The sequence below is a fragment of the Promicromonospora panici genome, from assembly GCF_900608595.1.
GTDB lineage: Bacteria > Actinomycetota > Actinomycetes > Actinomycetales > Cellulomonadaceae > Promicromonospora > Promicromonospora panici.
In genome coordinates this window covers 183,070-208,038 of sequence record NZ_UWYY01000008.1, presented here as the reverse complement: position 1 = coordinate 208,038, position 24,969 = coordinate 183,070, and the positions used below count along the sequence as shown (strand labels likewise).

The following is a 24,969-nucleotide window of genomic DNA, read 5'->3' as shown; positions in this document are numbered from 1 at the left end:
GGTCGCAGGGAGGGGAGCAGCACGTGGTCGAACTCAGTGACGGGACAGTTCCGGCGGCAACCGTAGGGAGGCTTCCGTACTACCTGCGCGCATTGCGCGACCTCGCGGCCGAGGGGGTGGCCCTCACCTCCTCGACGGAGCTCGCCGAACGCTCGGGCGTGAGCTCGGCGCAGCTGCGCAAGGACTTGTCCTACCTGGGTTCGTTCGGCACACGCGGCGTCGGGTACGACGTCGAGTCGCTCGCCTCGTACATCACCGTCGCCCTGGGGCTCGAGACCGAGCACCGGCTCGCGATCGTCGGCATCGGCAACCTGGGGCACGCCCTCGCGAACTACTCGGGGTACGCGACGCGCGGCTTCCAGGTGGTCGCGCTGCTCGACGCGTCGCCCGACGTCGTCGGCACCCGCGTGGCCGGCGTGACCGTGGAGCACGTGCGCGGCGTGGCCGAGGTCATCCAGCGCGAGCGGGTGTCGATGGTCGTGCTCGCGCTGCCGGGCCACGTGGCGCAGGACGTGGCCGACTCGGTCGTCGGCGCGGGCGTCCGCGAGATCCTCAGCTTCGCGCCGGTGGCGCTCCAGGTCCCGGACGACGTCGTGGTGCGGTCGGTCGACGTCGGTGGCGAGCTGCAGATCCTGGCGTTCCACGCGGCGACGCGGGCCACTGCGCTCTGACCCTGGTTTGGTGACGGCTGCGCTGCTGATGCTCGTTCAGCAGGCCATCGGAGAGCCGTAACCCCTGGCGTTACGGCTGCCGGGAAGCCTGCTGAACGAGAGTCAGCGACGCTCGCCCGGGCGGCGCGGTGGCGGCGCGTACTCGTCGCGCTTGCTCGTGCCGACGTTCATGTGCACCATGCCCGACACCAGGCCGACGGCGGCTGCCACGCCGTCGATCACCGGAACCCCGGTGCGCTTCGTGAGGTCTGCGCACAGGTCGGTCATGCCGGCGCAGCCGAGCACCACGGTGTCTGCGCCGTCGTCGCGGACGGCGCGTTCGCAGAGCTCGGCGATGCGTTCCCGGGCGGCCGATCCGGCGTCCTCCAGCTCGAGGACCGGCACGTCCGCGGCGTACAGGGCGACGCACGCGTCCTCGAAGCCGTAGCGCCGCACCAGGTCGTGCGCGCGGCCCAGGGTGCGGGACAGCGTGGTGACCACCGCGAACGTGCGGCCCGACAGGGTGGCGACGTGCATGGCCGCCTCGGCGATCCCGATGACCGGGCCGGCGGTCAGCTCCCGGGCCGCGTCGAGGCCGGGGTCGCCGAAGCAGGCGATCACGTAGCCGTCGGCGGGGCCGCCGTCGCCCGCCTCCGCACACGCGACCTGTTGCGCCACGACGAGCGCCGCCCACGCCTCATCGGTGTGGCTCTCGACGGCGGCCGGGCCCGCGCCGGGCTCCGGGCAGGTGGCGACGACGGCGACGTCCGGTCCGGCGACCTCCCGGGCCGTGACCGCGATCTTGTCGGTCATGGCCCGGGAGGTGTTGGGGTTGATGAGGTGTATCCGCACTGTCAGGCCGCGGTGTCCGCGCCGTCGGCCACACCCTCGGTGACGCCGTCGAACGACGGGATCTGCGGGCTGAGCCGCTCCAGCCACCAGAAGGCGACGAAGCCGAGGCCGCACCCGATGAACCAGGTGTAGTTGCCGATCCAGGAGATGTCGAAGTACCCGAGGTCGGCGATCAGCTTGGGCAGGACGCCCAGGAGCACGGTGGGCACGCCGGCCAGGAAGACCGCGAGCACGCCGTTGCGGTTGTAGCCGTTCGTGTACCAGTAGGCGCCCTCGGGCGCCATGGTGAACATGTCGTCGACGAGCACCCGCTGCCTGGCGGCGACGTAGTAGCCCGCGATGAGGATGCCGAACAGCGGCCCGATGAGAGCGCCCAGCACGCCGAGCGTGTAGTGGATCGCGTCGGCGTTGTTGTACCAGTTCCAGGGCAGCAGGAGCACGGAGCCGACGGCGGCGATCATGCCGCCCATGCGCCAGCTGATCTTCTGCGGGGCCACGTTGGAGAAGTCGAAGGCGGGCGAGATGAAGTTCGCGACGATGTTGATACCCACTGTCGCCGTGACAAAGGTCAACCCACCGAGAAGGATCGCGAACGGGGTGTCGATGCGCTCGACGGTGTGGATCGGGTCGGTGATGAGCTCGCCGAACACGGGCATCGTTGCCGACGCGGTGATCACCGTCAGGAGCGAGAAGAACAGGAAGTTGATCGGCAGGCCCAGCAGGTTGCCGCGCTTCACCGCCTTGAAGGAGCGCCCGTACCGCGCGAAGTCGCCGAAGTTCAGCATGGGTCCGGAGAAGTAGGACACGACGATCGCGACCGCTGTGCAGAACACGCCCACCGATGCCCACCCCGTCAGCGGCTCACCCGCCGAGAGGTCCAGGCTGATGTTGGACCAGCCGGCCTCGGAGACCAGGTAGATGGCGAGCACGATCATCACGACGTAGACGGCGGGGCCGGCCCAGTCGATGAACTTGCGGATGGTCTCCATCCCGTTCCAGAACAGCGCCGCCTGCGCGAACCAGAGGATCGCGTACGAGATCCAGCCCAGGGCGCTCAGCCCGAGGAAGGTCGGCTCGACGAGGGCCGCGGAGGCGGGGATGAACTTGAGGAACACGATGTTCAGCGACTCCGCCGCGAGGAACGTCTGCACGCCGTACCAGGCGACGGCGATGAGCCCGCGGATGATCGCGGGGATGTTCGCGCCCTTGACTCCGAAGACCGCGCGGTTGATCACGGGGTACGGCACTCCGGTGCTCTGGCTGGGCTTCGCGACCAGGTTGGTGAACACCTGCACGATGACGATGCCCACGAGCAGAGCCAGGAGCACCTGCCAGCTCGCGATGCCGAGCGCGAAGAGGCTGCCCGCGGTGACGTAGCCGCCGACGCTGTGCACGTCGGACATCCAGAAGGCGAAGATGTTGTACGACGACCACTTCTGCTCCCGCAGCGGGGCGAGGTCCTCGTTGGCGAGCCGGGGGTCGTAGGACGGCTTGACGTTGCCGGACCCCACCGGTTGCCCTGCGGCCTCCACCAGGTCGGCCTCGCCGACGGGCAGCGCGCCGGGCGGGTTCTCGGGCGCGGCTGCCGTGGAGGCCGTCACCTCGGTGTTCTCGGTCATGAGCAGTGCCTTCCGAAGGGGGTCCGTAGATCCATATGAAGTTATGGGTTAACGCGGGTCGGCCGGTTTCCCTCGGGTAACCACGTCGTAAGGCTCGTGTTCAGTAATCACTTCATGCATGTTTCGGCGGGCGCCGTCACGTGTCGCGGAGGTGAATCAGGCGTGTCGCCCGGTGTGTCGCACCGCCCGGGGGCGCGCGGCGGGTCGGTGCGCTCGTACGATGCGGCGGTGCCATCCGAACCGCCCCTGGGTGCCCGGCTCCGCGCGCTCCGTGAAGCGCGGGGTGTCTCCGCGCGTAGTCTCGCCACGACGCTCGGCATCTCGGCCAGCGCCGTCTCGCAGATCGAGCGGGACGTCATGCGCCCGTCGGTCGTGCGCCTGCTAGCCATCACGGACGCGCTCGGGGTGTCCCTGTCCGACGTGTTCGAACCGGCGGACGCCGCAGCCGGACCGCGCGGCGGCGCGGCGGAGTTCGACCACGCCGGGATCGCGGTCACGCGGGGGTGGGAGGCGTCCCCGGTGACGCTCGACGGCGGGGTCACGTTCCGGCGGCTCTCGCCGAACCCCACCCGCGGTCTCGACTTCTTCGAGTCGGTCTACCCGCCCGGCGCCGCCGCCACGCTGGGTGACGTCGACCTGTTCAAGCACGAGGGCTACGAGATCGGCAACGTCGTGTCGGGGGAGCTCACCGTCGAGCTGGCCGACGACGAGGTGGTACTGGCGGCCGGCGACTCGATCAGCTATCCGTGCTCGGTGCCGCACCGCATCCGGAACGCCGGCGTGCGGCCGGCCGTGGCTACGTGGCTGATCGTGCACCCGTGAGCGCTCGGACCGGGCTGGTACCGCGGTGACCGTCTCACCGCCCGGCGCTTAGGGTCACCTCGTGGGATTCCTCGAACCGAACGACGCCGTCCTGATCACGGATGGCGGCCTGGCGACCGAGCTCGAGATGCGCGGGCACGACCTCTCGGACGACCTGTGGTCGGCCCGGTTGCTGGCCGATGCTCCCGACGAGATCAAGGCCGCTCACCTGGCGTTCTTCCGGGCTGGGGCGGTCATCGCGACGACGGCGAGCTATCAGGCGTCGTTCGACGGGTTCGAGGCGCGTGGGATCGGCCGGGACGACGCCGTGCGGTTGCTGCGGCGCAGTGTCGAGCTGGCACAGGCGGCTCGTGACGAGCTGGCACAGGCGGCTCGTGACGAGCTGGCAGGGGACGGGCGGGAACGCTGGGTGGCGGCGTCCGTCGGCCCCTATGGTGCGGCGCTGGCCGACGGATCGGAGTACCGGGGTCGGTACGGGCTGAGCGTGGCCGAGCTGGCGGCGTGGCACCGACCCCGCGTGGAGATGCTGGCCGACGCGGGGCCGGACGTACTGGCGCTCGAGACCATCCCGGACCTGGACGAGGCGGAGGCGCTGATGTCCGTGGTGGCCGGGACCGGCGTCCCGGTGTGGCTGACCTACAGCATCGACGGGGATCGCACGCGCGCCGGGCAGCCGCTGGCCGAGGCGTTCGCGCTCGCCCGGGACGTTCCCGAGGTCGTGGCAGTGGGTGTCAACTGCTGCGCGCCTTCCGACGTGTCGGCGGCGATCGCCATCGCGGGCGAAGTCACCGGGAAACCGGTGATCGTCTACCCGAACAGTGGCGAGGGCTGGGACGCACGGCGGCGCACCTGGGTGGGGTTGTCGCAGCACTCCGCACAGGAAGCGCGGCAGTGGGTCGCTGACGGTGCGCGGATCGTGGGCGGATGTTGTCGAGTGAGCTCGGCCGACATCGAGAACATCGCTCGTGCCGTGGTCGGCGCGGGGTAGTGCTTGGAGCGGGTCCGGAACACAGCAGAGTGCCTGAGTACCTGTGCGCCGCACAGGTACTCAGGCACTCTGCCGCTTCTCTCAGCCCTTGGCGATGGCGCTGACGTCCAGCGTGATCTTGACCTTGTCGCCCACCAGGAAGCCGCCGGTCTCCAGCGTGGCGTTCCAGGTCAGGCCGAAGTCCTTGCGGTTGACCTCCAGGTTGGCCTCGAAGCCGGCGCGGTCGTTGCCGAAGGGGTCCTTGGCAGTACCGGTGAACTCGGTCTCCAGCTCGACGCCCTTGGTGATGCCGTTGATCGTCAGGTCACCGGAGATGACGTAGTCGTCGCCGTCGGCCCGGATGTCGGTGGAGGAGAAGGTCCAGGTCGGCTTCTCGTCCGCGTGCCAGAAGTCGGCGCTCTTCAGGTGGCCGTCGCGGCCGGCGTCGCCCGTGCTGACCGAGGCCGCGTCCAGCTCTGCGGTGACGCTCGACGACTCGAGGTCCTCGCCGACCGTGATGGTGCCCGAGGTGACGGCGATGCTGCCGCGCACCTTCGCGATGCCCGCGTGGCGGACCGAGAACGAAGCAGCGGTGTGCGAGGGGTCGATGTCGTACGTGCCGGCGGTGAGGCCGGCGGGGAGCGGGGTGGCCATGAGGGAGGACTCCTTGTTGATGTGGCGATTTGGGTGGATAGTTGAGCGATCAACTACTCACGATGGAGTCCAACATAACGGGTCCACTAACGTATTCCTAGAGGCTCGGCGAGGACGAAGGCGGTGGGCGGCATGACGGCACAGACGGTCGAGGAACAGGACCTCTGGCTGACCGAGGAGCAACAGGGCTCCTGGCGGCACTACCTCGAGGGCACCGCGCGCTTCGTGGAGGCGCTCAGCGCCGTCCACGACCGCACCCTCGAACTCTCCCTCGGGGAGTACAGCCTGCTGGTCCAGCTCTCGGAGGCGCCCGAGTTCACGATGCGGATGTCGACGCTCGCCGACGGTCTGGTGCTGTCGCGCAGCCGGCTCACGCACACCGTGGCGCGGATGGAGGCGCGCGGGCTCGTCGAACGCCGCGCGGCCGAGGGCGACCGGCGCGGGGTGAACTGCACCATGACCGACGCCGGCCGCACGGCCCTGGAGGTCGCGGCGCCGGGCCACGTCGCGGCGGTGCGCCGGATCATGGTGGACGCGCTGGAGCCGGAGGAGTTCGAGATGCTGGGCCGGGTCATGGCCAAGGTCGCCGAGTCCTCGAAGGCCGCAGGCGGTACGGAGGAAGGCCTGTCGACCCTCTGCGACTGACCTCCGCAAGGGCATCATGACGTAATCCACACACCCAGGAGGTCACAGGCACCCAGGGTCGGGTGCGAGACTGGGCGCCATGGTTTCCACGACGGTTCACCTGCTACGTCACGGCGAGGTGTACAACCCCGACGGTGTCCTGTACGGCCGGCTGCCCGGTTACGGCCTCTCCGACCGTGGCCAGGCGATGGCGAAGATCGTCGCCGAGCACCTCACCAGCACCGGTCACGACGTGACCCGGGTGGTGGCCTCCCCGCTGCAGCGCGCGCAGGAGACGGCCGCCCCCGTGGCCCAGGGCTTCGGCCTGGAGCTGGCCACCGACGACCGCATCATCGAGGCCGGCAACCGGTTCGAGGGCCTGTCCGTCGGCAACGGCGGCGGCGCCCTCAAGAGCCCGCGGAACTGGCCCTACATGTGGAACCCGTTCCGCCCGTCGTGGGGCGAGCCGTACACGCGGCAGGTCGAGCGCATGCGCAGCGCCGTCGAGGACGCGCGCAAGGCCGCCGAGGGCCACGAGATCGTGCTGGTCAGCCACCAGCTCCCGGTGTGGCTCACCCGCCGGTCGTTCGAGGGCGGCCAGCTCTGGCACGACCCCCGCAACCGCCAGTGCAACCTGGCCTCCCTGACGTCCCTGCACTTCGAGGACGACCGCTTCGTAGGCCTGCACTACACGGAGCCCGCCGCGGAGCTCTACCCCGGCGCGAGCAAGGTTGCCGGCGCGTGATGCGAGGAAAGACCTTCAAGGTCGTGCAGTGGGTAGTGGCCGTCGGCATCGTCGTGGGCCTGGTGGCGGCGCTCGCGGCGTGCACGCCGGAGGAGTCCGGCGCCGGTGACGTCGTCGGGCAGGGGTACGTCTCGGGGGACGGGTCCGTGCAGACGTACGACGTCGGCGAGCGCAAGGGTCCCGTGGCGATCGTGGGCACCGACTTCGAGGGCAACGAGGTCGACAGCGCCGACTGGGCGGGTGACGTGATCGTCGTGAACACCTGGTACGCCTCGTGCGCGCCGTGCCGCGCCGAGGCGCCCGACCTCGTGGACCTCGCCGAGTCGAAGGACGGCGTGCGGTTCCTGGGCATCAACACCGAGGACGACGCCGGTGCCGCCCAGGCGTTCCAGCGCACCTTCGAGGTGCCCTACCCGAGCATCGAGGACCGCAGCGGCGCCGTGATCGCGGGCCTGTCCGGCGTCGTGCCGCTGCAGGCCGTGCCGTCCACAGTGGTGCTGGACCAGGAGGGCAACGTGGCCGCGCGGGTCATCGGCCAGGTGGAGGGCTCCACGCTCGAGGCCCTGATCGACGAGGCCCTGGCGGAGGCCGCCTGATGCTTTCCGGCACTGTCGCGACCGCCGTCGGTGACGGGCTCGCGAGCACGGCGTTCAGCGGGTCCCTGCTGCTGGCGGTGCCCGTGGCGATGCTGGCGGGCCTCGTGTCGTTCGCCTCGCCGTGCGTGCTGCCGCTCGTGCCGGGGTACATCGGCTACGTGAGCGGCATGGCCGCGGCCTCCATGAACGCGACAGCCGAGGCCGGTGCCGTGAAGACGCGCGTCAGGCCCGCCCGCTCCCGCGTCGTCGGGGGCGTCGCGCTGTTCGTGCTCGGCTTCACCGCCGTGTTCGTCTCCTTCGGGGCGGCGTTCGGCAGCCTCGGGACGTACCTGGTGCAGTGGGAGGACGTCATCACCCGCGTGCTCGGCGCCGTGGTGATCCTGCTCGGCCTCGGCTTCCTCGGCGCGGTCCCGTTCCTGCAGCGGGAGGCGCGGTTCCACCTGACGCCCCGCGCCGGTCTGTGGGGCGCCCCGCTGCTCGGTGTCGTGTTCGGCCTGGGCTGGACGCCCTGCATCGGTCCCACCCTCGGCGCCGTGCAGGTGCTCGCGATCGACGAGGCGTCCGCCAGCCGTGGCGCACTGCTCGGCGTCGCCTACTGCATAGGCCTGGGCGTGCCGTTCCTGCTGGTCGCCCTCGGGCTGGGGAGCTCCGAGCGGATGATGGACTTCCTGCGCCGGCACCGCCTCGCGGCGCTACGGCTCGGCGGCGGGCTGCTGGTGCTGGTCGGGCTGCTGCTGGTCACGGGGCTGTGGTCGCGGATCACCGGGGCCATGCAGCTCTGGATCGGCGGATTCGAGACGGTGATCTGATGGCCGGTCGTACGAGCAGGGAAGGTACCTACGTCCCCGAGGGCATCGCCGACGAGTTCACGCAGGGCGAGCCGGCGCAGGGCGCCCCGTCGTCGGACGAGAGGTCCGGCGACAAGCAGCAGAAGCCGGACCGCCCCAGCGCTCCCGCGCTGGGGCTGGTGGGAACGCTTCGCTGGATGTGGCGCCAACTCACCTCGATGCGCGTGGCGCTCATGCTGCTCATGCTGCTCGCCGTCGCGGCGGTGCCCGGGTCGGTGCTGCCGCAGCGCAACCAGGACGCGGCCGGCGTCATCGAGTACCTCGCCGACCACCCGACGGCGGGGGAGTGGCTCGACAAGGCCGGGTTCTTCGACGTCTACTCGTCGGTCTGGTTCTCCGCGATCTACATCCTGCTGTTCGTGTCGCTGGTGGGCTGCATCCTGCCGCGGTCGGCGGCGCACTACCGCGCGCTGCGCGGCCGCCCGCCTCGCGTGCCGTCCCGGTTCAACCGGTTCCCGGCCAAGGCCTCGGCGACCACCGACGCCTCGCCCGAGCAGGTGGCCGACGCCGTCGCCGCCCGCCTGCGCGGCAAGATCTCCTGGCTGCCCACGTTCCGCGTGGACCGGGGTGAGGAAGCCGCGCGCGGAAAGCGGCCGGCGTCCGCCACCGTGAGCGCCGAGCGCGGCTACCTGCGCGAGACAGGGAACCTGGTGTTCCACCTGGCCCTGGTGGGGCTGCTGGTCTCCGTGGCGACGGGGCAGCTCCTGCACTACCGCGGCCAGGCGATCGTCACCGAGGGCCGCGGGTTCGCGAACGCCGTCGTGGACTACGACACCTTCGAGAAGGGGTCCTGGTTCCGGCCCGAGTCGCTGGTGCCGTTCTCCATGACGCTCGACCGGTTCGAGTCGGAGTTCGCCAGCGACACCGTGGCCTTCGCGCAGGCGCGCGACTTCACGGCGCACGTGACCGTGACCGAGCCCTCCGGCGAGCAGCGGCCGGAGCAAATCAAGGTGAACCACCCGATCGTCGTCGACGGCGCCAAGGTCTACCTGCAGGGCAACGGCTTCGCGCCGGACATCACGGTGCGCGACGCCGAGGGCGAGGTCGCCTTCGCCGGGCGCGTCACGTTCATCCCGCAGGACACGATGTACACGTCCCGCGGCGTGGTGAAGGTGCCCGACGTGTCGCCGGGGCTCGACCAGATCGGGTTCGTGGGCTACTTCCTGCCGACGGCCGAGGTCGAGGCCGACGGGTCCGCCCGTTCGGCGTTCCCGCAGCCCGTCGACCCGCTGCTCGTGCTCGAGGTGTACACGGGCGACCTGGGGCTCGACGACGGCTCCCCGCAGAACGTGTACGAGCTCGACACGGCGTCGCTCACCCCCGCTCTCGACGAGAACGGCGACCGCGTCAAGGTGCTGGCGCGGCCCGGCGAGACCGTGGAGCTGCCGGACGGGCTCGGCACGCTGACCCTTGGCGACGAGCTGCCGCGCTACGTGGCGCTCGACCTGCGGCACGACCCGTCGCTCACCTTCGTGCTGGTGTTCGCGCTGCTCGCGCTCGGTGGGCTCACCGTCTCGCTCTTCACGCCGCGGCGCCGCGTCTGGGCGCGGGCGTACGCCGGGCAGGATGGGGCTACGGTGGTCGAGATCGCAGGGCTCGCCCGCGGGGACGACGCCGGCCTGCAGGCCGAGGTGGACCGCGCACTGGCGGCGGTGCCCGGGGAAGTGCAGCAGCCAGAAGCGGCGGACGCACCCGCCGAGACATCGGTGGTCACGCCCGACTCGGTGGTCGAGCCTGTCGAGACCAGATCGGAAAAGGACTGAACATGGAGCTGGCAAACCTGAGTGTGCTGCTCGTCTGGGGCGCCGCGACCGCACTCGCCGTCGCGCTCGTCGCGTTCGCGGTGGACCTGTCGCGCCTGTCGGGCGCGAAGGTCGACGCGCGGGACGCGGCCAGGGACCGGGCGAAGGTGGCGGTCGGCGCCGGGGCGCCCGTCGACGAGCCGGTCTCGCCGTACGGGCCGGACGCCGGAGCGACCGCGCCAGGACCGGTGAACCGAAAGCTCGCCGGGATCGGGATGTCCGTGACGTGGCTGGCCGTCATGCTGCTCTTCGTCGCGATCGTGCTGCGCGGCGTCGCCGCCGGCCGCACCCCCTGGGCCAACATGTACGAGTTCGCGCTGGTCGGCACCTTCGTCGCCGTCGCGGTGTTCGTGGGTGTCAACACCCGGCGCGACGTGCGCTTCCTCGGCGCCTTCGTGGCGGGTCTCGGCGTGCTGTTCCTCGTGCTGGCGCAGACCAGGTTCTTCGTCGAGGCCATGGGTGTGCAGCCCGCGCTGCAGAAGTACTGGCTCGTGATCCACGTGGGCGTCGCCATCGCCGCGACCGGCATCTTCACCGTCGCGTTCGTGACGTCGGTGCTGCAGCTCCTGCGGGACGGCCGGGACAACGGCTCCGTGCTGCTGGGCAGCAGGCGCTGGGGCTGGCTCGACCACACGCCGGCGCCGTCCGCCCTGGAGTCGCTCTCGTTCCGGCTGAACTCCGTCGCGTTCGTGCTCTGGACGTTCACGCTGATCGGCGGCGCGATCTGGGCCGAGGACGCCTGGGGTCGCTACTGGGGCTGGGACCCCAAGGAGGTCTGGAGCTTCATCGTCTGGGTGGTCTACGCGGCCTACCTGCACGCGCGCACCACGCGCGGCTGGTCCGGGACCCGCGCGGCGTGGTTCGTCGTGGCCGGTTACGCCTGCGTGCTGTTCAACTTCACCGGCGTGAACCTGATCTTCAACGGGAAGCACTCCTACTCGGGCCTGTGAGTGCGCTCAGACCGCGCCAAGGGCGACTTGGTTGTGAGCGCGATAGTTGCGCCTAAAACGGGCACGTAGTCGCAACGGTCACGCTCGCAACCAAGGTGTCAGTTGTTCTCGGCGTCGTCGTCCTTGGCGTCCCGGCGGCTGCGGGTCTCCCGCTCGCGCTTGCGCTTCTCCTGCTCCAGGCGCCACAGGAACTCGGGGTCGTCGTCAGGGGCGGCGGGACCGGACGGGCGACGCGGGCCCGGGCCGACGCGCGGGGGCGGGGTCGGGCGGCTGCCACCGGTGCCGGGACCTGATGCCGGGCCGGCGCCGGAACGGCGGGCGGTGGTGCGCACGATGATCCACGAGATGGAGCCCAGGAGGGGCAGGAACACGATCAGGATCACCCAGAGCCATCGGGGCAGGCCGCCGCGTTCGTCCTCTTCGGTACCCCAGACGTCGGCCAGGGCATACACCGTGAGCCCGACGATGAACAGCGGGACGATCACACGCAGGAACATGCTTCCAGCCTACGGCGGGTTGGCGGATATACGTCAGCCTTCGGCGTGACCTTCGCCGCGTTGCCGCTCGTCATAGCCTTCAGGACCGGCGTCCTCGGTGCGCCCGGCTCCCTCGCGGGCCTCTCGCTCGCGCTTGCGCTTCGCCTGCTCCATCAGCCAGATGAACTCGGGGTCGTCCTCGGGCGCCACGGGAGCGTCCTCCTGCTCCCAGGAGCGGACGCGCCGGGAGTACTGGGCGGGCGCCGGCTGGCTCGCCGGGAATCCGGTCACCTGTCCGCCGGAGCTCGCCCGGCGGCGTCGGGCGCCGTTGCTCACCACGATCCACGCGATGGAACCCGCCAGCGGGAGGAACACGATGGCGATGATCCAGAAGCCTTTCTGGATGCCGCCGAGGTCTTCCTCGTCCGCCTGGATCACGTCGACCAGCGCGTAGACGACGAGCGCGAGGTAGAGAAGGAAGAAGACGAGCTTGAACATGCGGGGGAGCCTAGCGGGGGAGGCGTCCGCGGCACCCGAGGGAGCGGGTGATTTCGTGGCCGGCTGTGACCCAGGCCCGGCCTACCATGGGTAGGTGCCCCTCTTGATCTACACCCTGCTTCGCCTCGCCGTGTTCGGCGCGGCCCTCGGCCTGCTCTACGTGGCCGGCCTGCGGGGCTGGTTGCTCCCGATCGTCGCGGTGGTGGTGGCGCTGGCCGTGTCGTACCTGACGCTGAGCAAGCCGCGGGACGCCGCGACGCGGTGGATGGCCGGCCGGTCGGAACGTCGCGCCGCCGAGCGCGCCGTCTTCCCGAAGGTCGACGCCGACGCGGCCCACGAGGACGCGCAGCTCGACGAGAAGTTCCGCACCGACCGCTAGCCGCCGTGGCGCCTTTGGCTGTGGGCGCGATCGTTGCGAATACTCGCCCGGTTTAGGCGCAAAGATCGCGCCCACAACCAATCGGGGGTCAGAGCGAGAGGCCGAACCAGAGCAGGAGCCCGTAGCCCAGCTCGTACAGGCCTGTCCCCGCCAGGACGGGGATCAGCAGCTTCCCGCGCGCCCCCGCGAGCACCGGGATGGTCAGCAGCGTCGCCGGGCCGAGCAGCAGCAGCACGACGAGCGACCACGGCGCCCAGAACGCGCACACCGCGGCCAGCAGCACAGGGACCCCGAGCATGGTGACGTACGCCCGGCGGGCCCGGTGGTCGCCGAGCCGCACGGCCAGGGTGCGCTTGCCGGCCAGCACGTCGGTGGGGATGTCGCGCAGGTTGTTCACCATGAGCAGCGCGCACGCGATGAGGCCGACGCCGATCGCGCCGAGCACCGCGGGCCACGTGATGCGGTCGGCCTGGGTGTACGTGGTGCCGAGCACCGCCACCAGGCCGAAGAAGACGAACACGGCGATCTCGCCGAGACCCCGGTACCCGTACGGCTGCTTGCCGCCCGTGTAGTACCAGGCGGCCGCGACGCACACTGCGCCGACGGCGATCAGCCACCAGTGGCCCGACACTGCGCACAGCGCCAGGCCCAGCAGGCTCGCGACGCCGAACGCCGCGAACGCCGCCCGCTTCACCGCGCCGGGAGCCGCCGCGCCCGACGCCGTGAGCCGCATCGGGCCCACCCGGTCGAGGTCGGTCCCGCGCACGCCGTCCGAGTAGTCGTTGGCGAAGTTGACGCCCACCTGCAGCGCGAGGGCAACACCCAGCGCGAGCAGTGCGGGCAGCCACGCGGAGGCGTCCACCTGCGCGGCCGCGCCGGTGCCGACCATCACCGGTGCCGCCGCCGCCGGCAGCGTGCGGGGCCGCGCCCCGGAGATCCACTCGGCGGCAGTCGCCATCAGCGTGTCCTTCTTTCGTGGGGTGTGCCTGGTTCGTCGAGACACCGGGTCCGGGCCGGTGCGCGGCCCTGGCGGAGGAACGAAGTCATGGTCGCACGGGTTCCCGGGCGGCCTCCCGCTCGGCCCGCACGACGGCGTCCCGCACCGCCCGGCGGTCCACCTTGCCCGGGCCCCGTGTCGGCAGGGCGGCGGTCACGTACACCCGGCGCGGCGCGGCCGGTGCCCCGAGGCGCTGCCCGACGGCGGTGCGCAGCCCGGCGAGCAGCTCGGCCCCGCCGTCGGCCAGGTCGTTGCGGCCCGTGGCCGCCCGGGCGGCGGGCACCCGGCTGGTGACCACCGCGACGACCGCCTGGCCCCACTCGGCGTCGGGCACGCCGACGACGCAGGCCTCGCCCGGGGTCCCGAGCTCGGCGAGATGCTCGGCGATCGTGTCCTCGACCACCGCCGGGGCGACGTTGACCCCGCCGGTGACGATGACGTCGTCCGCCCGGCCGAGGACGTCGAGCCGGCCTCCGTCCAGGCGGCCCAGGTCCGAGGTGCGGAACCAGCGGGTGCCGTCGGGATCGGTGCGGAACGCGTCGGCCGTCGCGGCCGGGTCGCCCACGTACCCCTCGGCGAGCACGGGGCCGGACAGCTCGATCATCCCGGTCCCGGCGTCGCTGGAGCCGGCGCGAGAGTCGGCGGCCGCGCCGGGACCCGTTCCGGCGTCGGCCGTCCGCACACGTACGCCGGTGAGCGGGACGCCGTCGTACACGCAGCCCCCGCTCGTCTCGGACATGCCGTACGTCGTGACGGCGCGGACCCCCGCCGCCCGGACCCGGGCCAGCAGTGGGGCGGCCGTCGCCGCGCCGCCGACGAGCACGGCGTCGAACCGGGCGAGGGCGTCGAGCCCTGTGGTGTCGCCGTCGTCGTCCGCCGCGGTGACCAGGCGGTGCAGCTGAGTGGGGACCAGCGACACGTACGCGCGCGACCCGCGCGCGAGGAACTCACCGGCGAGCGCCGCGAACCCCGCCGGCGTGAACCGGTCGGGTGCGCCGACACGCACCTCCGTCCCCGCGACGACTGACCGGTTGATGACCTGGACGCCGGCGACGTGCGTGGGCGGCAGCACGAGAAGCCAGCGGCCGGGGCCGCCGAGCCGTTCGTGCGTGGCGTCGGCGGACGCGCGCAGGGCCGCCGCGCTCAGCGCGACCTCGCGCGGATTTCCCGTGGAACCGGAGGTCCGCAGCACGAGCGCGGTGCCGGGCGGGAGCGCGGCGTCGGACAGGCGGGGCTGCGGCGCATACGCCGGTCCGCCGCCGAGAGCGTCCCGGATCGCGCGGACGACGTCGGTCGAGGTGCTGGTCGTGGCCACCTCATGAGAGTAAGCGTGCCTGGGGCATGCCGGACTACGGTGTCGGTAGGGTGTGCGCCACGCGGAACGCCCCGGTGAGGGCACAGGTACGGACGCTCGCGGAGGAGAACTGATGACTACCCGCTGGACGACGGCCGTATGTGCCACGGGCGCGGCGCTGGTGGTCGCGCTAGGGCTGTCCGGGTGCAGCCTCGGGGCGTCCGAGGAGCCCCTGCCCACGCCCACCACCACCGTCGACGGCCCGGTGCGGGGCGACCGGAACGGGCCGCCCAAGCCCGACGTGCCGGCGGTGTGGCCGCTCACCGGCGTCGAGACGGAGAAGGTGGCGCGGCGCCCGGCGGTGTCGGTGAAGATCGAGAACGCCGCGGCCGCGCGGCCGCAGGTCGGCCTCGTGGAGGCGGACATCGTGTGGGAGGAGGTCGTCGAGGGCGGCATCACGCGCTTCGTGGCGACCTATCACTCGAACATCCCGGACATCGTGGAGCCCGTGCGCTCCGTGCGGCCGATGGATCCCGCGATCGTGGCGCCGCTCGACGGCATCCTGGCGTTCTCCGGCGGGCAGGGCCCGTTCATCGCCGCGGTGGAGCGCTACGGCACACAGACCCTCATCAATGACGACGGCGACCCCGGCTTCTCGCGCGACCCCGGCCGGGTCGCGCCGCACAACGTGATCGGGAGCATGCCCACGTTCTTCGCGCAGGCAGATGGCAAGCGGACGAGCCCGCCGCCCCCGCAGTTCCAGTACGCGCGCAAGGTGGGCCAGGGGACGGCGCCGCGGAGCGGGAAGGTCGCGCGGGAGGTGGACGTGCGGCTGTCTCCCGCGCAGCGCACCGTCTGGACGTGGGACCCGGAGAACCGGCGCTACCTGCGCAGCGAGGGCTCGTCCGCGTCGGTCGCCGCCGACGGCCGACGGCACTCCGCCCGGAACGTGCTCGTGCTGTCCACCCACGTGTTCAACACCAAGTGGGTGGACCCGAGCGGCGCCCCGGTGCCGGAGCACCGGCTCGCCGGCCGCGGCGGCAGCGGCACGCTCTACTCCTCGGGGCGGGGCGTCCCGGTGCGCTGGTCCAAGAAGGACCACAACTCGCCGATAGTGCTCAAGACGAAGAAGGGTCGCGAGGTGCAGCTCGACCCGGGCAACACCTGGATCGAGCTGGTCCCGGCCGGGTCGGGGAGCTGGTCGCCGCGCTGATGGCGGAATCGCCGCAGCCAGATGAGAGAGCTTTCATCCCGGTCTCATGACGGGTTCATGGCGGCCTAGTTGAGTGACGGCTGTTGCACCTTGCGTCCCTCGACACGAAAGCGTGGCTGCCATGAGCATTCTCGACACGTCCCCGGACCTGCGCGGTCATGCCCCGCGTCCCGTCGCGGTACCGCTACGGGCCGCGGCCTCCGGTGCGGGGGTCGCCGCCGACGCCGCCGCCCGGCCCGCCACTGCCCGGCCGGCCGGGCCGTTCGCGCCCCGCCTGCTGCGGGCCAAGAAGGCCTACTCCACGCGGTTCGTCGCCGCGGCGATCGAGCAGGATCCGGCCGCGTTCGGCCTGATCACCGACCCGGCACGGGCGCCGCGACCGGGGGACGTCGTCCTGGCGCGGGTCGTGACGATCGGCCAGCACCGGCGGCTCGAGTCCCCCGTTTCCCGTCGGCAGATCCTGTTCGAGGGCGACGAGATCCTCGTCTCCTACGGGTCGCGCTACGCGGCGGACCAGTTCCTCGCAGTCCTCCCCGAGGACCTCGGGCCGTGCCACCTCGCCGCGGCCGGCGGGCTCGCCTCGCGCGTCGTGGACCAGCACGCGGACGTCGAGGACGCCACGGTGATCGAGCCGATCGGGCTGCTCTCGACGTCGGACGGGGTGGCGAACCTCGAGGCGTTCGCGCCCCACACGGTGCGACCGGCGCGCGCCGAGGTGCCGGGCGCGGGTGCCGCGTCGCGGGTGCCGGTCATCGCCGTGGTGGGCACGTCGATGAACTCCGGCAAGTCCACCACGCTGGCCTGCCTCGCCCACGGCCTGGCCGCCGCGGGCCTGACCGTCCACGCGGGCAAGGCAACGGGCACGGGCGCGGGAAACGACGCGCACCTGTTCACCGACGCGGGCGCCCACCGCGTCGTCGACTTCACGGACTTCGGCCGTCCCAGCACGTTCGGGCTCCCGTTCGAGGACGTCCGCGACGTCTTCGCGACCATGGTCGACGTCCTGGCATCGCCGGCCGAGCACGGCGCGCCCGACGTCGTCCTCGTCGAGATCGCCGACGGCCTCTACCAGGGCGACACGAGCCGACTCCTGACAGACGACGCGTTCCGGTCCGTCGTCGACCGGGTGGTGTTCGCCGCGGGCGACGCGCTCGGGGCGAGCGGCGGGATCCTGGCGCTGCGCGCGCTGGGCTGCGAGCCGTCGGTGGTCTCGGGAGTGCTCACGGCCTCGCCGCTGGCCACGGCCGAGGCCCGGGTGGCGCTCGATGTGGACGTCGTGCCGACCTACGACCTGTGCCTGCCGGCCATCGCGCTGGCGGCGGCGGACCTCGGCCCGGTCGCCGGGCGAGTGGGTGGCGGGCATGCGGTCGCGTGAGCTTGCCGTGCTGGAGCCGGGCGCGGGTGAAGCGGACGAGCCGGGCGCGGGTGAGCCCGGCGCGCTGCCGAAGGTCTTCACCGGGTCGCGGCGGGGCTGGCTGCTCGGCCTCGTCGCGATCGGGCTGGGCCAGGGCGCGCTCGGCGCGGTCAGCGCCTGGGCCCTGACGCAGCTCCGTGCCGGCAGCCCGTGGCCGATGGTCGTCGCGATCCTCAGTATCGTGGCGGCCGCCCTGGCGATCGGCGGACTGCGGGTCGAGGAGCGCATCGCCGCCGAGCGGCTCGGCCAGGACTACGTGCGTGAGGTCCGCCGCGACCTGATCGAGTCCGAGCTCACCCCGGGCAGCCGCACCCACCTCGGCATCACCGTCGCCCGGACCACCAACGACCTCGCCGGCGTGCGCAACTGGGTGTCCCAGGGCGTCGGCCCGCTCGCCGCCGGGATCCCGCTGATCGTCGGCTCCGCGATCGGGCTCGCGCTCATCGATCCGTTCCTCGGCGCCGGCTTTCTACTTCCGCTCGCTGCGCTCGCCGTCGCCATGGTGCCCTGGGCGCGGACCGCGTACACCAAGTCGCGCAGCCTCCGGCGGGCCCGCGGGCGCATGGCCACCCGTATCGCCGACACCGTCGGGGCCTCGCAGGGGATCATCGCGGCGCACGGGGCCGGGCGCGAGCTCGGCCACATCGACACCGCCTCCGACGTCGTCGTCGACCGTGCCGTGGACCGCTCCGTGACCGTCGGCACGATCCGGGCCGGCGGCACCGTGGCGGCCCTGCTGGCCACGCTCGCGGTCGCCGCGATCGGCGTCGTCAGGGGCCTCGACCCCGGCGTCACGATGGCCGCCATGGCCGTCGCGGGCATCGCGTCGACGCCGATCATCGACCTCGGCCGGATCGTCGAGTACCGCCAGACGTACCTCGCCGCGCGCGCGGTCCTCGTCCCGGCGCTCGCGGACGCCGCCCGACGGCGCGCGGAACACGAGCGCGTGAGTCTCGCCGCGGCGTCCGCCACGGTGCCGGACGGCGCGGACGGGCCTGACCGGGTGCACCTCGTGGCGCCGGGGCTCACCGACTCACCGTTGCGTGCCGGCGGAGGCGCCCGGATTCGCCTGACCAGCGACGATCCGGAGGCGCCGCTGCGCCTGATGCGCCGCGTGGTGGGCCTCGACCCGGCTTCGTCCGGCACGCCCGACGAGGTCTGGGTGGGCGGCGAGAACCTGCGCGCCGTCGCCCCGGCGCGGGGACGTGCGCTCGTCGGGCTCGTGACCAGGGGCGCCGTGTTCGAGCGCGGGCCGCTGCGGCGGGCGCTGCGCTACCGCCGTCCCGATCTCCCCGAGGAGACGGCGGCCGAGGTCTTCGAGACCGTGGGGCTGTCCGTTGATCGGTTCCCCGACGGGCTACGCACGGTGCTGCGCGCGGGCGGGGAGCCGTTGACCACGGACGAGCGGGCCCGGCTGGCGCTCGCCCGCGCGATCTACGGTGAACCACCGCTCCTCCTGGTCGCGGGTCTGGACAGGGACCTGGACGACGAGGGGCGGGTTCGGTTGGGGCGGATCCTGGCGGGCTACCCGGGGGTCGTGGTGTTCACCGGGCCCGACGAGCTGGCGTCGGCGCTTCACGCGGAGGAGGTGCGCGTCACCGCGGGACCGGTCTCAGTAGCTTGGGCGCCGGACAGGCAGAGGGTCGTGGTCGATCAGGAGTAGGCGCGTCAGTAGCGGCTCGCGATCGGGCAGGTGCAGAGGCTGATATGTGCGTGGCCTGTCAGCCGAGGTCGTCGGCGATCTGGACGAGGATGCGGCGGGCGTCGTGTCCGGTGGCTGCGGATCGCCAGAGTGTGTCGAAAACGGTGGTGTACGTCTCGGATTCGGCGCCGGTGTACCGGTGCTCGCGACCGAAGGTCTCCACGCAGACGAGGTCGTCGTACATCGCGAAGGTGTGCAGGGGGACGAGGTCGAGCGGGACACCGAGCGGCAGGATGCCGGGCCGGACATTGCCGAGTCCGATGACGCCGTGCAGGCGGTCGATCTGCTCGCGCATCACCTCAGGCGGGACGATGCCCCAGCGCAACGCCGGTTCGGCGACCAGCAGCTCGAATCGGCGGGGCTCGCCCTCGCGCATGCGGGAGATCGCTGATCACGTGAGGACAGCCGAGTCGCGGGCGAGGAACGTCGCGACCTGCTCTGCCACCTCTGCGGGCCGGACGAAGGGCGAGAAGTGGGTGGCGTCCTCCAGGTCGGTGTCCTCGCACTGCGAGAAGACGTCGTGCAGGAACTCCCGCCCGGCCGCAGCGAGCGGGTTCTTCTGGTCGGCCTTCCAGGAGAGGATCGGGCAGTCGATGACGGCCGCCTGCTCGGGGCCGAACTGCCACTCGCCCAGCCCCGCGAACTCGGTCTCGTAGAACGTCGCCCAGTTGGCCTTCGCCAACCCGCCCGGCGACGCCATCTCGATGTCGTCGCGCCAGTCCGGGATCGTCTCCGCGAAGATGACGTCGGTCGCACCCTCGGGGTCGCCGGCCAGGTAGCGACCGATCGAGGCCTCGGCGACCGCACCGAACGTCTCAAGGAGCTCATCAAAACCTTTCGCCGCGAGCCAGCCGGTCGGGGCGAGCGGTTCGAGGAGGCTGAGCGACCGCATCCGCTCGGGGCGAGCGGCCGCAAGCGCCAGCCCGATCATCGCGCCCTCGGAGTGACCCACCACGTGGGCGGCATCGACACCGAGGTGGTCGAGCAGCGCCACGGCGTCCGCCACCTGGGCGTCGAACCCACCCGCGGGTCCGCTGCTCTCGCCGTAGCCGCGCCGGTGGTACTGGATCCGGCGGTACCCGTCCAGTGCCGGCTGGCTAGCCAGTGGCCGCAGCACGTCTGCCCAGAAGGCGCCGTGGATGACCAGCATCGGCTCCCCCTCACCCTGCACGTCATAGGCCAGTCGGACGCCGTTCACGTCGATCTCGTTCATGGCAGTCTCCTCGATGCGTGGTCCCCGCCATCGGGGGCCATGACTCGAGACTGGTCCGAGCCGGCCACGTATCGGATCGGCACGCGCTGCCAACCTCTCTGGGCCGCGATGGGTATTTCTACCCACCGATCGGCCGTCTCGGTCATGCTGAAGGAATGGGATCCGTCGCAGCGACTCACTTGATCCGGGCGCGGGAGCTCCATCTGGCATCTCGCTGGGAGGAGGCGCGCGCGGAGTACGCCGCCGCGGACGCCGTCGAGCCGCTCGCCGTCGGCGACCTGGCGTCCTACGCCGAGGCGGCCCAGGTCACCGCCCGCGGAGATGAGGCTGTCGCCCTCCTCCACCGGGTCTTCGACCTCCGGGTCCAGGCGGACGAGCTCGACGAGGTGGCCGAGGTCGCCTTCTGGCTGTGGTGGGCCCTGCTCAACAGCAACCAGCTCGTCGAAGCCGACGGCTGGCTCCGGCAGACCACCCGCGTGCTCGGACCTGCAGCCGCCACCAGCCCCTGGCTGAGGTGTCCCGAAGCGATGCTGGAGGCAACGAGGGGCAACTACACTCGGGCCGGCGAACTGCTCGGCACGGTCGTCCAGGAGGGCCGGGGAGAGGTGGTCCCCTGGGCGCTGTGCATGTGGGGGCAGCTGCTGATCGAGGAGGGACGACTCAGCGAGGGGCTCGATCGTCTGGAGGAGGCGATGTCGATCCTTCGCCGGCGAGACCTGTCGCCCCGGGTGACCCCGTGGGTCTACTGCGCTGGGGTCAGAGGGTCCTGCTTGGCCTGGGACTTCAGCCGCGCCCGGGCGTGGAGCAGGTCGATGGCCGGATGGCTCGACTCGCTGAGCAGCCTGGGCGGTGCGTACCTCGGGAACTGTCGCATCTACCGGTCCCGGCTGATGTGCCTCAACGGTGCCTGGCCGGACGCTCTCGAGGAGATCGCCGAGGTCTGCGGTGACCTCGACGGCTACGCCGGATGGATCTGCGGGCACGCGTTCTACCAGCTCGGAGAGGTCCGGCGGCTCCGTGGCGAGCGGGAGGCCGCTGAAGCCGCGTACGTCCGGGCGGCCGAGCACGGCTGCCCCACGCAGCCCGGGCTTGCGCTCCTCAGGCTTGCCGACGGAGAGGTCGGCGCGGCATCGGCCGGCGTCCGACGGGCGCTCACCGAAGTGAGCTCGAAGGCCGACCGGCTGGATCTGCTGAGGGCGGCGGTCACGATCTACCTCGAAGCCGGGAAGGTCGAGGCGGCCCGAGAAGCCGTGGCCGAGTTCGAAGAGATCGCGGGCGAGCACGCCACGCCCGCCATCGAGGCCGGGAAGGCCACCATCAGGGGTGCGCTGGCGCTCGCCGAGGACGACCCCGGACGGGCACTGCCATTCCTGAGACGAGCAGTCGGCGCCTGGCAGGAGCAGGAGGTTCCGTACGAGGTGGCCACCCTGAACGTCCTGATCGGACAGGCTTGCCGGTTGCTCGACGACGAGGACGGCGCCCGGATCGAGTTCGCCGCGGCGAGGGAGACGTTCGCTCGGCTCGGTGCCCTCCCGGATCTCGCTCGGATCGATGCGCTCGTCTCTCCCGGTGATGCCACGTCGGGCACCCATGGCCTGAGCCCGCGGGAGATGGAGGTGCTGCGCCTCATCGCCAAGGGCCGGCCCAATCGTGCGATCGCGACCGAGCTGCACCTCAGCGAGCGCACGGTCCACCGCCACGTCGCCAACATCTTCACCGAGCTCGGCGTGGACTCACGGACCGCGGCGGTCACCTTTGCGATCAAGCACCACGTCATCGAGGTGGGGATGCTCTGACGATCGCCACGCCGGGCTGGTCATCGTCGAGTGGCGAGGTCGACGGCGGTCGCCAGCTCGGCGGCGTACCGCTCCAGGTCCAGATCCGGCCGGCTCTGCAGCAGCAGAGGCAGGCCTTCGAGCGGCTGCTGGACCATGGCAGCAAGCACGAGGGGGTCGAACGCCCGGAAGGCTCCGGCGGTCTGGCCGCGCCGCAGGATGTCCTGGAGGTGGCTCATCACCGGGCTGTGCGGATCGGCCTGGCCGACTGCTGGATTGCCCGGCTCGTCGTAGACGGCCGCGGAGATCGACCGGATGGCACGCATCCGCGATCGGTGGGCTCCGATGTAAGCGACGACGCCGGTGATGTAGGCGCGCAGCTCTGCCGATGCCGACTCGGGCGGCGGGAGATCCGGCCGGCCCGCCGGCCTGACGATCGGCCGGCTGGCAGGGTCGACGTCGACCCGGTCGAGCAGGAACTCGTTGATGGAGCGGTAGATGTCGTCGACCACTGCCTTCATCAGATCGGCCTTGCCCTGGAAGTGGTAAGAGATGAGCCGGGTGCTGCTCAGCCCGCCCCGGACGGCGATCCGGGCGAAGGTGGTCTGTGCGAACCCCAGCTCGGCGACCGTGTCGATGGTCGCGTCGATGATCTGCGCTCGCCGCGCCGCCGAGGCCGCCGAACCTTCCCCCGCCACTGCTGCCATCTGCTCCCCGTCTCTTGCCGTACGTGCGCTTGCCCCGCGGAGAATGCCAACCCTAAGGTATTACTTGGCTGAGTAAATCGGCACCAAGGGCCGGGAGCATCGGGCCTGGCGCCACGAGGTGAGCGGGGAGTGAGCGAAAGTGGACGATCCGGCAGGTGCGACGAAACCGCGACGACGGGGTGGCAAGGCCGCCTGGACCTTGATAGTGCTCGCCCCGATCTGCGGCGAGCTGATGTTCAGCGCCGTCGGGATGCCGATCATGTGGATCGTCTTCCCGTTCCTCGTGCCGATGTACGGCGCCGGCGTGCTGCTGGTCCGGGAGCTGACGGTCCGGGCGGGCGGGGCCTGGCCCACCCTCGTCGTGCTCGGGCTCGTGTACGAGCTCGCCGAGGACGGGTTCGGGCTCCAGGCTCTGACCAGCCCCGTGATGTACAACGCGGCCGAGTGGGGGCCGCGCGTCCTCGGCTTCAACCTGACCTACTGGGAGTCCCAGGTCGGCTACCACATCGTGTTCAGCGTGCTGATCCCGGTCCTGCTCACCGACCTGCTCTTTCCCGAGCTCCGCCGCGAGCCCTACCTCCGGCGTCGTGGGCTCGTCGGGATCGGGGCCACCACCGTCGTCGGTGTCGCCCTGCTCCGCGTGACGTTCCCTCCGTCTGTCGACCCCGGCTACCAGGCGCCGCTGCCGTTCCTCGCCGGACTGCTGGTGGTCATGCTCGGCCTGTCGTGGTTCGCCCTGCGGGTGGTCCCCCGGCGCTTCCCCGTGCCGCCGCCCGCCGCGGGTTCCGGCGCGTCCGTACCTCGCCCGCCGGTCGTCGGGCTCGTCGCGGTCGCTGCGACGCTGGTCTTCCTCGGGCTGCTGATGCCACGGGGCAATCCGCCGTCGGGTCCCGCTTTCGGGGAGGGCGACGTCGTCTACCTGCCGATGGCGGCAGCGGCCCTGCTCGCGATCGGGATGCTGCTGCTGTTCGGCCGCTGGTCCGGCTCGCCGGCGATGACCGACCAGCACACGATCTGGGCGGCCGGCGGTGCACTTGTCGGCCATACCCTCTTCATGGTCGTGATGGTGCTGCTCTACCCCGTCGACACGCTCACGACGACCGTCGCGCTCACCACTGGACCGGCCCTGATCCTGGCGACCGTCCTCCTGCTCGCGTTGCTCGCGCGGAGGGTGGCGGCTCGGCGCGGGCGGGCGGAGCGGTCAGTAGTAGTAGGGGAACCCTGACCAGTCCGGCTCGCGGCGCTCCAGGAACGCCTCCTTGCCCTCGACTGCCTCGTCGGTCATGTAGGCCAGCCGCGTCGCCTCGCCGGCGAAAACCTGCTGGCCGGCGATGCCGTCGTCGGCGGCGTTGAACGCGAACTTCAGCATCCGGATGGCCTGCGGCGACTTGGTGGCGATGATCCGCGCGTACTCGAGCGCCAGCCCTTCCAGGTCCTCGTGGGCGGCGACCTCGTTGACGGAGCCCCAGCGCTCGGCGTCGTCGGCGGAGTACTCGCGGGCGAGGAAGAAGACCTCGCGGGCACGCTTCTGCCCGATCTGGCGGGCGAAGTAGGCCGAGCCGTACCCGGCGTCGAACGAGCCGACGTCGGCGTCGGTCTGCTTGAACTTGCCGTGCTCGCGGCACGCGACCGTGAGGTCGGCGACGACGTGCAGCGAGTGCCCGCCGCCGGCGGCCCAGCCGTCCACCACCGCGACGACCACCTTGGGCATGGTCCGCATGAGGCGCTGCACCTCCAGGATGTGCAGGCGGCCGGCCTTGGCCGGATCGATCGAGTCGGCGTGCTCGCCCTCCGCGTAGCGGTAGCCGTCGCGGCCGCGGATGCGCTGGTCACCGCCGCTGCAGAAGGCCCAGCCGCCGTCCTTGGGAGAGGGTCCGTTGCCGGTGAGCAGGACCGTGCCGACGTCGGACGTCATGCGCGCGTGGTCCATGACCCGGTACAGCTCGTCCACCGTGTGCGGGCGGAACGCGTTGCGGACCTCCGGGCGGTCGAACGCGATGCGGACCACGGGCAGGTCGCGCGGCTCGGGCCCGCTGCGGTCGACGCCGCGGTGGTACGTGAGGTCGGTCAGGTCCTCGAAGCCTGCGACCGCGCGCCAGCGCTGGGGGTCGAACGTCTCGGAGACCTGCTGGGGAAGTTCGGTGCTCGTGCTCACGCGGGCAAGCCTAGTTC

The 24,969-nt window shown here is 71.7% G+C and carries 26 protein-coding genes; 15 read left to right on the top strand and 11 right to left on the bottom strand.

Annotated elements, in window-relative coordinates:
* Positions 1–23: 23 nt before the first annotated feature.
* Complete coding sequence (locus tag EW117_RS11330; protein WP_129786732.1) at positions 24–671, top strand: redox-sensing transcriptional repressor Rex; 648 nt, start codon at positions 24–26, stop codon at positions 669–671.
* Between the two features lie 102 nt (positions 672–773).
* On the opposite strand, the gene EW117_RS11325 is transcribed toward EW117_RS11330, so the two are convergent.
* Both EW117_RS11325 and EW117_RS11320 read right to left on the bottom strand, forming a co-directional pair.
* Positions 774–1,502 carry an aspartate/glutamate racemase family protein gene (locus EW117_RS11325; protein WP_422890693.1) on the bottom strand — a complete coding sequence of 243 codons (729 nt, stop codon included), beginning with the start codon at positions 1,500–1,502 and terminating at the stop codon, positions 774–776.
* Positions 1,503–1,504: 2 nt separating this feature from the next.
* The gene (locus EW117_RS11320) at positions 1,505–3,121 is read right to left on the bottom strand and encodes an NCS1 family nucleobase:cation symporter-1 (protein ID WP_129786728.1); all 1,617 of its coding nucleotides are present in this window, start codon (positions 3,119–3,121) and stop codon (positions 1,505–1,507) included.
* Positions 3,122–3,349: 228 nt separating this feature from the next.
* Here EW117_RS11320 and EW117_RS11315 point away from each other — a divergent pair, with 228 nt between their 5' ends.
* Positions 3,350–3,943 (top strand): helix-turn-helix domain-containing protein, encoded by a 594-nt coding sequence (locus EW117_RS11315; RefSeq protein WP_242504229.1) that lies wholly within the window; start codon positions 3,350–3,352, stop codon positions 3,941–3,943.
* Between the two features lie 61 nt (positions 3,944–4,004).
* Entirely contained in the window at positions 4,005–4,931 is a 927-nt protein-coding gene (mmuM, locus tag EW117_RS11310) for a homocysteine S-methyltransferase (RefSeq protein WP_129786724.1), read from the top strand.
* Between the two features lie 81 nt (positions 4,932–5,012).
* On the opposite strand, the gene EW117_RS11305 is transcribed toward mmuM, so the two are convergent.
* The gene (locus EW117_RS11305; protein ID WP_129786722.1) at positions 5,013–5,564 is read right to left on the bottom strand and encodes a YceI family protein; all 552 of its coding nucleotides are present in this window, start codon (positions 5,562–5,564) and stop codon (positions 5,013–5,015) included.
* A 132-nt stretch (positions 5,565–5,696) separates the two neighbouring features.
* Between EW117_RS11305 and EW117_RS11300 the strand changes: the two genes are divergently transcribed.
* The 6 genes from EW117_RS11300 (at position 5,697) to ccsB (ending at position 11,129) form a co-directional block, all read left to right on the top strand.
* Positions 5,697–6,209 (top strand): MarR family winged helix-turn-helix transcriptional regulator, encoded by a 513-nt coding sequence (locus EW117_RS11300; RefSeq protein ID WP_129786720.1) that lies wholly within the window; start codon positions 5,697–5,699, stop codon positions 6,207–6,209.
* Positions 6,210–6,288: 79 nt separating this feature from the next.
* Complete coding sequence (locus tag EW117_RS11295; protein WP_129786719.1) at positions 6,289–6,933, top strand: histidine phosphatase family protein; 645 nt, start codon at positions 6,289–6,291, stop codon at positions 6,931–6,933.
* A complete protein-coding gene (locus tag EW117_RS11290) occupies positions 6,933–7,529 on the top strand; it encodes a TlpA family protein disulfide reductase (protein WP_129786717.1) in 597 nt (198 codons plus the stop codon). Before EW117_RS11295 ends, EW117_RS11290 begins: the two co-directional genes overlap by 1 nt.
* Positions 7,529–8,338: a cytochrome c biogenesis CcdA family protein gene (locus EW117_RS11285; RefSeq protein ID WP_129786715.1), complete on the top strand. Its 810-nt coding sequence runs from the start codon at positions 7,529–7,531 to the stop codon at positions 8,336–8,338. Before EW117_RS11290 ends, EW117_RS11285 begins: the two co-directional genes overlap by 1 nt.
* Entirely contained in the window at positions 8,338–10,140 is a 1,803-nt protein-coding gene (gene resB / locus EW117_RS11280; RefSeq protein WP_242504228.1) for a cytochrome c biogenesis protein ResB, read from the top strand. Before EW117_RS11285 ends, resB begins: the two co-directional genes overlap by 1 nt.
* Positions 10,141–10,142: 2 nt before the next feature.
* A complete protein-coding gene (ccsB, locus tag EW117_RS11275; RefSeq protein ID WP_129786713.1) occupies positions 10,143–11,129 on the top strand; it encodes a c-type cytochrome biogenesis protein CcsB in 987 nt (328 codons plus the stop codon).
* A 98-nt stretch (positions 11,130–11,227) separates the two neighbouring features.
* On the opposite strand, the gene EW117_RS11270 is transcribed toward ccsB, so the two are convergent.
* Both EW117_RS11270 and EW117_RS11265 read right to left on the bottom strand, forming a co-directional pair.
* Positions 11,228–11,626, bottom strand: a complete 399-nt coding sequence (locus EW117_RS11270; RefSeq protein WP_129786711.1) for a PLD nuclease N-terminal domain-containing protein — start codon at positions 11,624–11,626, stop codon at positions 11,228–11,230.
* 33 nt (positions 11,627–11,659) lie between these two features.
* Positions 11,660–12,103, bottom strand: a complete 444-nt coding sequence (locus EW117_RS11265) for a PLD nuclease N-terminal domain-containing protein (RefSeq protein ID WP_129786709.1) — start codon at positions 12,101–12,103, stop codon at positions 11,660–11,662.
* A gap of 94 nt (positions 12,104–12,197) precedes the next feature.
* Between EW117_RS11265 and EW117_RS11260 the strand changes: the two genes are divergently transcribed.
* On the top strand, positions 12,198–12,482 hold the full coding sequence (locus EW117_RS11260) for a DUF4229 domain-containing protein (protein ID WP_129786707.1): 285 nt from the start codon (positions 12,198–12,200) through the stop codon (positions 12,480–12,482).
* 88 nt (positions 12,483–12,570) lie between these two features.
* On the opposite strand, the gene EW117_RS11255 is transcribed toward EW117_RS11260, so the two are convergent.
* On the bottom strand, positions 12,571–13,440 hold the full coding sequence (locus EW117_RS11255) for a 1,4-dihydroxy-2-naphthoate polyprenyltransferase (protein ID WP_129786705.1): 870 nt from the start codon (positions 13,438–13,440) through the stop codon (positions 12,571–12,573).
* An 85-nt stretch (positions 13,441–13,525) separates the two neighbouring features.
* Complete coding sequence (locus EW117_RS11250; protein WP_129786703.1) at positions 13,526–14,794, bottom strand: AMP-binding protein; 1,269 nt, start codon at positions 14,792–14,794, stop codon at positions 13,526–13,528.
* A 112-nt stretch (positions 14,795–14,906) separates the two neighbouring features.
* On the opposite strand from EW117_RS11250, the gene EW117_RS11245 reads away from it, so the two are divergent.
* From EW117_RS11245 to EW117_RS11235, 3 genes are all read left to right on the top strand, one after another.
* Positions 14,907–15,986, top strand: coding sequence for a DUF3048 domain-containing protein (locus tag EW117_RS11245; protein WP_242504227.1), 1,080 nt, complete (start codon positions 14,907–14,909; stop codon positions 15,984–15,986).
* 121 nt (positions 15,987–16,107) lie between these two features.
* On the top strand, positions 16,108–17,361 hold the full coding sequence (locus tag EW117_RS11240) for an ATP-binding protein (protein ID WP_165362650.1): 1,254 nt from the start codon (positions 16,108–16,110) through the stop codon (positions 17,359–17,361).
* The gene (locus EW117_RS11235) at positions 17,348–19,063 is read left to right on the top strand and encodes an ABC transporter ATP-binding protein (RefSeq protein ID WP_207211836.1); all 1,716 of its coding nucleotides are present in this window, start codon (positions 17,348–17,350) and stop codon (positions 19,061–19,063) included. The genes EW117_RS11240 and EW117_RS11235 overlap by 14 nt, the downstream gene beginning before the upstream one ends.
* 58 nt (positions 19,064–19,121) lie before the next feature.
* On the opposite strand, the gene EW117_RS11230 is transcribed toward EW117_RS11235, so the two are convergent.
* Positions 19,122–19,478 carry a Scr1 family TA system antitoxin-like transcriptional regulator gene (locus EW117_RS11230; RefSeq protein WP_129786699.1) on the bottom strand — a complete coding sequence of 119 codons (357 nt, stop codon included), beginning with the start codon at positions 19,476–19,478 and terminating at the stop codon, positions 19,122–19,124.
* A 15-nt stretch (positions 19,479–19,493) separates the two neighbouring features.
* Positions 19,494–20,315 (bottom strand): alpha/beta fold hydrolase, encoded by an 822-nt coding sequence (locus EW117_RS11225; RefSeq protein WP_165362649.1) that lies wholly within the window; start codon positions 20,313–20,315, stop codon positions 19,494–19,496.
* Between the two features lie 155 nt (positions 20,316–20,470).
* Between EW117_RS11225 and EW117_RS11220 the strand changes: the two genes are divergently transcribed.
* Complete coding sequence (locus EW117_RS11220; RefSeq protein ID WP_129786695.1) at positions 20,471–22,111, top strand: helix-turn-helix transcriptional regulator; 1,641 nt, start codon at positions 20,471–20,473, stop codon at positions 22,109–22,111.
* Positions 22,112–22,131: 20 nt separating this feature from the next.
* Here EW117_RS11220 and EW117_RS11215 read toward each other — a convergent pair whose 3' ends face one another.
* Entirely contained in the window at positions 22,132–22,797 is a 666-nt protein-coding gene (locus EW117_RS11215; RefSeq protein WP_129786693.1) for a TetR/AcrR family transcriptional regulator, read from the bottom strand.
* 139 nt (positions 22,798–22,936) lie between these two features.
* Here EW117_RS11215 and EW117_RS11210 point away from each other — a divergent pair, with 139 nt between their 5' ends.
* Positions 22,937–24,022: a hypothetical protein gene (locus EW117_RS11210; RefSeq protein ID WP_129786691.1), complete on the top strand. Its 1,086-nt coding sequence runs from the start codon at positions 22,937–22,939 to the stop codon at positions 24,020–24,022.
* Here EW117_RS11210 and EW117_RS11205 read toward each other — a convergent pair.
* Positions 23,999–24,952: a 1,4-dihydroxy-2-naphthoyl-CoA synthase gene (locus EW117_RS11205; protein WP_129786689.1), complete on the bottom strand. Its 954-nt coding sequence runs from the start codon at positions 24,950–24,952 to the stop codon at positions 23,999–24,001. The genes EW117_RS11210 and EW117_RS11205 overlap by 24 nt on opposite strands.
* Positions 24,953–24,969 lie beyond the last annotated feature (17 nt).

What these genes read in the sequence shown, in the direction of transcription:
- EW117_RS11320 (WP_129786728.1), bottom strand. Translation starts at nt 3,121, where the DNA reads ATGACCGAGAACACCGAGGTGACGGCCTCCACGGCAGCCGCGCCCGAG.
- EW117_RS11305 (WP_129786722.1), bottom strand. Translation starts at nt 5,564, where the DNA reads ATGGCCACCCCGCTCCCCGCCGGCCTCACCGCCGGCACGTACGACATC.
- EW117_RS11300 (WP_129786720.1), top strand. Translation starts at nt 5,697, where the DNA reads ATGACGGCACAGACGGTCGAGGAACAGGACCTCTGGCTGACCGAGGAG.
- EW117_RS11295 (WP_129786719.1), top strand. Translation starts at nt 6,289, where the DNA reads ATGGTTTCCACGACGGTTCACCTGCTACGTCACGGCGAGGTGTACAAC.
- EW117_RS11290 (WP_129786717.1), top strand. Translation starts at nt 6,933, where the DNA reads ATGCGAGGAAAGACCTTCAAGGTCGTGCAGTGGGTAGTGGCCGTCGGC.
- EW117_RS11285 (WP_129786715.1), top strand. Translation starts at nt 7,529, where the DNA reads ATGCTTTCCGGCACTGTCGCGACCGCCGTCGGTGACGGGCTCGCGAGC.
- resB (WP_242504228.1), top strand. Translation starts at nt 8,338, where the DNA reads ATGGCCGGTCGTACGAGCAGGGAAGGTACCTACGTCCCCGAGGGCATC.
- ccsB (WP_129786713.1), top strand. Translation starts at nt 10,143, where the DNA reads ATGGAGCTGGCAAACCTGAGTGTGCTGCTCGTCTGGGGCGCCGCGACC.
- EW117_RS11270 (WP_129786711.1), bottom strand. Translation starts at nt 11,626, where the DNA reads ATGTTCCTGCGTGTGATCGTCCCGCTGTTCATCGTCGGGCTCACGGTG.
- EW117_RS11265 (WP_129786709.1), bottom strand. Translation starts at nt 12,103, where the DNA reads ATGTTCAAGCTCGTCTTCTTCCTTCTCTACCTCGCGCTCGTCGTCTAC.
- EW117_RS11255 (WP_129786705.1), bottom strand. Translation starts at nt 13,440, where the DNA reads ATGGCGACTGCCGCCGAGTGGATCTCCGGGGCGCGGCCCCGCACGCTG.
- EW117_RS11245 (WP_242504227.1), top strand. Translation starts at nt 14,907, where the DNA reads ATGACTACCCGCTGGACGACGGCCGTATGTGCCACGGGCGCGGCGCTG.
- EW117_RS11240 (WP_165362650.1), top strand. Translation starts at nt 16,108, where the DNA reads ATGAGCATTCTCGACACGTCCCCGGACCTGCGCGGTCATGCCCCGCGT.
- EW117_RS11235 (WP_207211836.1), top strand. Translation starts at nt 17,348, where the DNA reads ATGCGGTCGCGTGAGCTTGCCGTGCTGGAGCCGGGCGCGGGTGAAGCG.
- EW117_RS11230 (WP_129786699.1), bottom strand. Translation starts at nt 19,478, where the DNA reads ATGCGCGAGGGCGAGCCCCGCCGATTCGAGCTGCTGGTCGCCGAACCG.
- EW117_RS11225 (WP_165362649.1), bottom strand. Translation starts at nt 20,315, where the DNA reads ATGAACGAGATCGACGTGAACGGCGTCCGACTGGCCTATGACGTGCAG.
- EW117_RS11220 (WP_129786695.1), top strand. Translation starts at nt 20,471, where the DNA reads ATGGGATCCGTCGCAGCGACTCACTTGATCCGGGCGCGGGAGCTCCAT.
- EW117_RS11215 (WP_129786693.1), bottom strand. Translation starts at nt 22,797, where the DNA reads ATGGCAGCAGTGGCGGGGGAAGGTTCGGCGGCCTCGGCGGCGCGGCGA.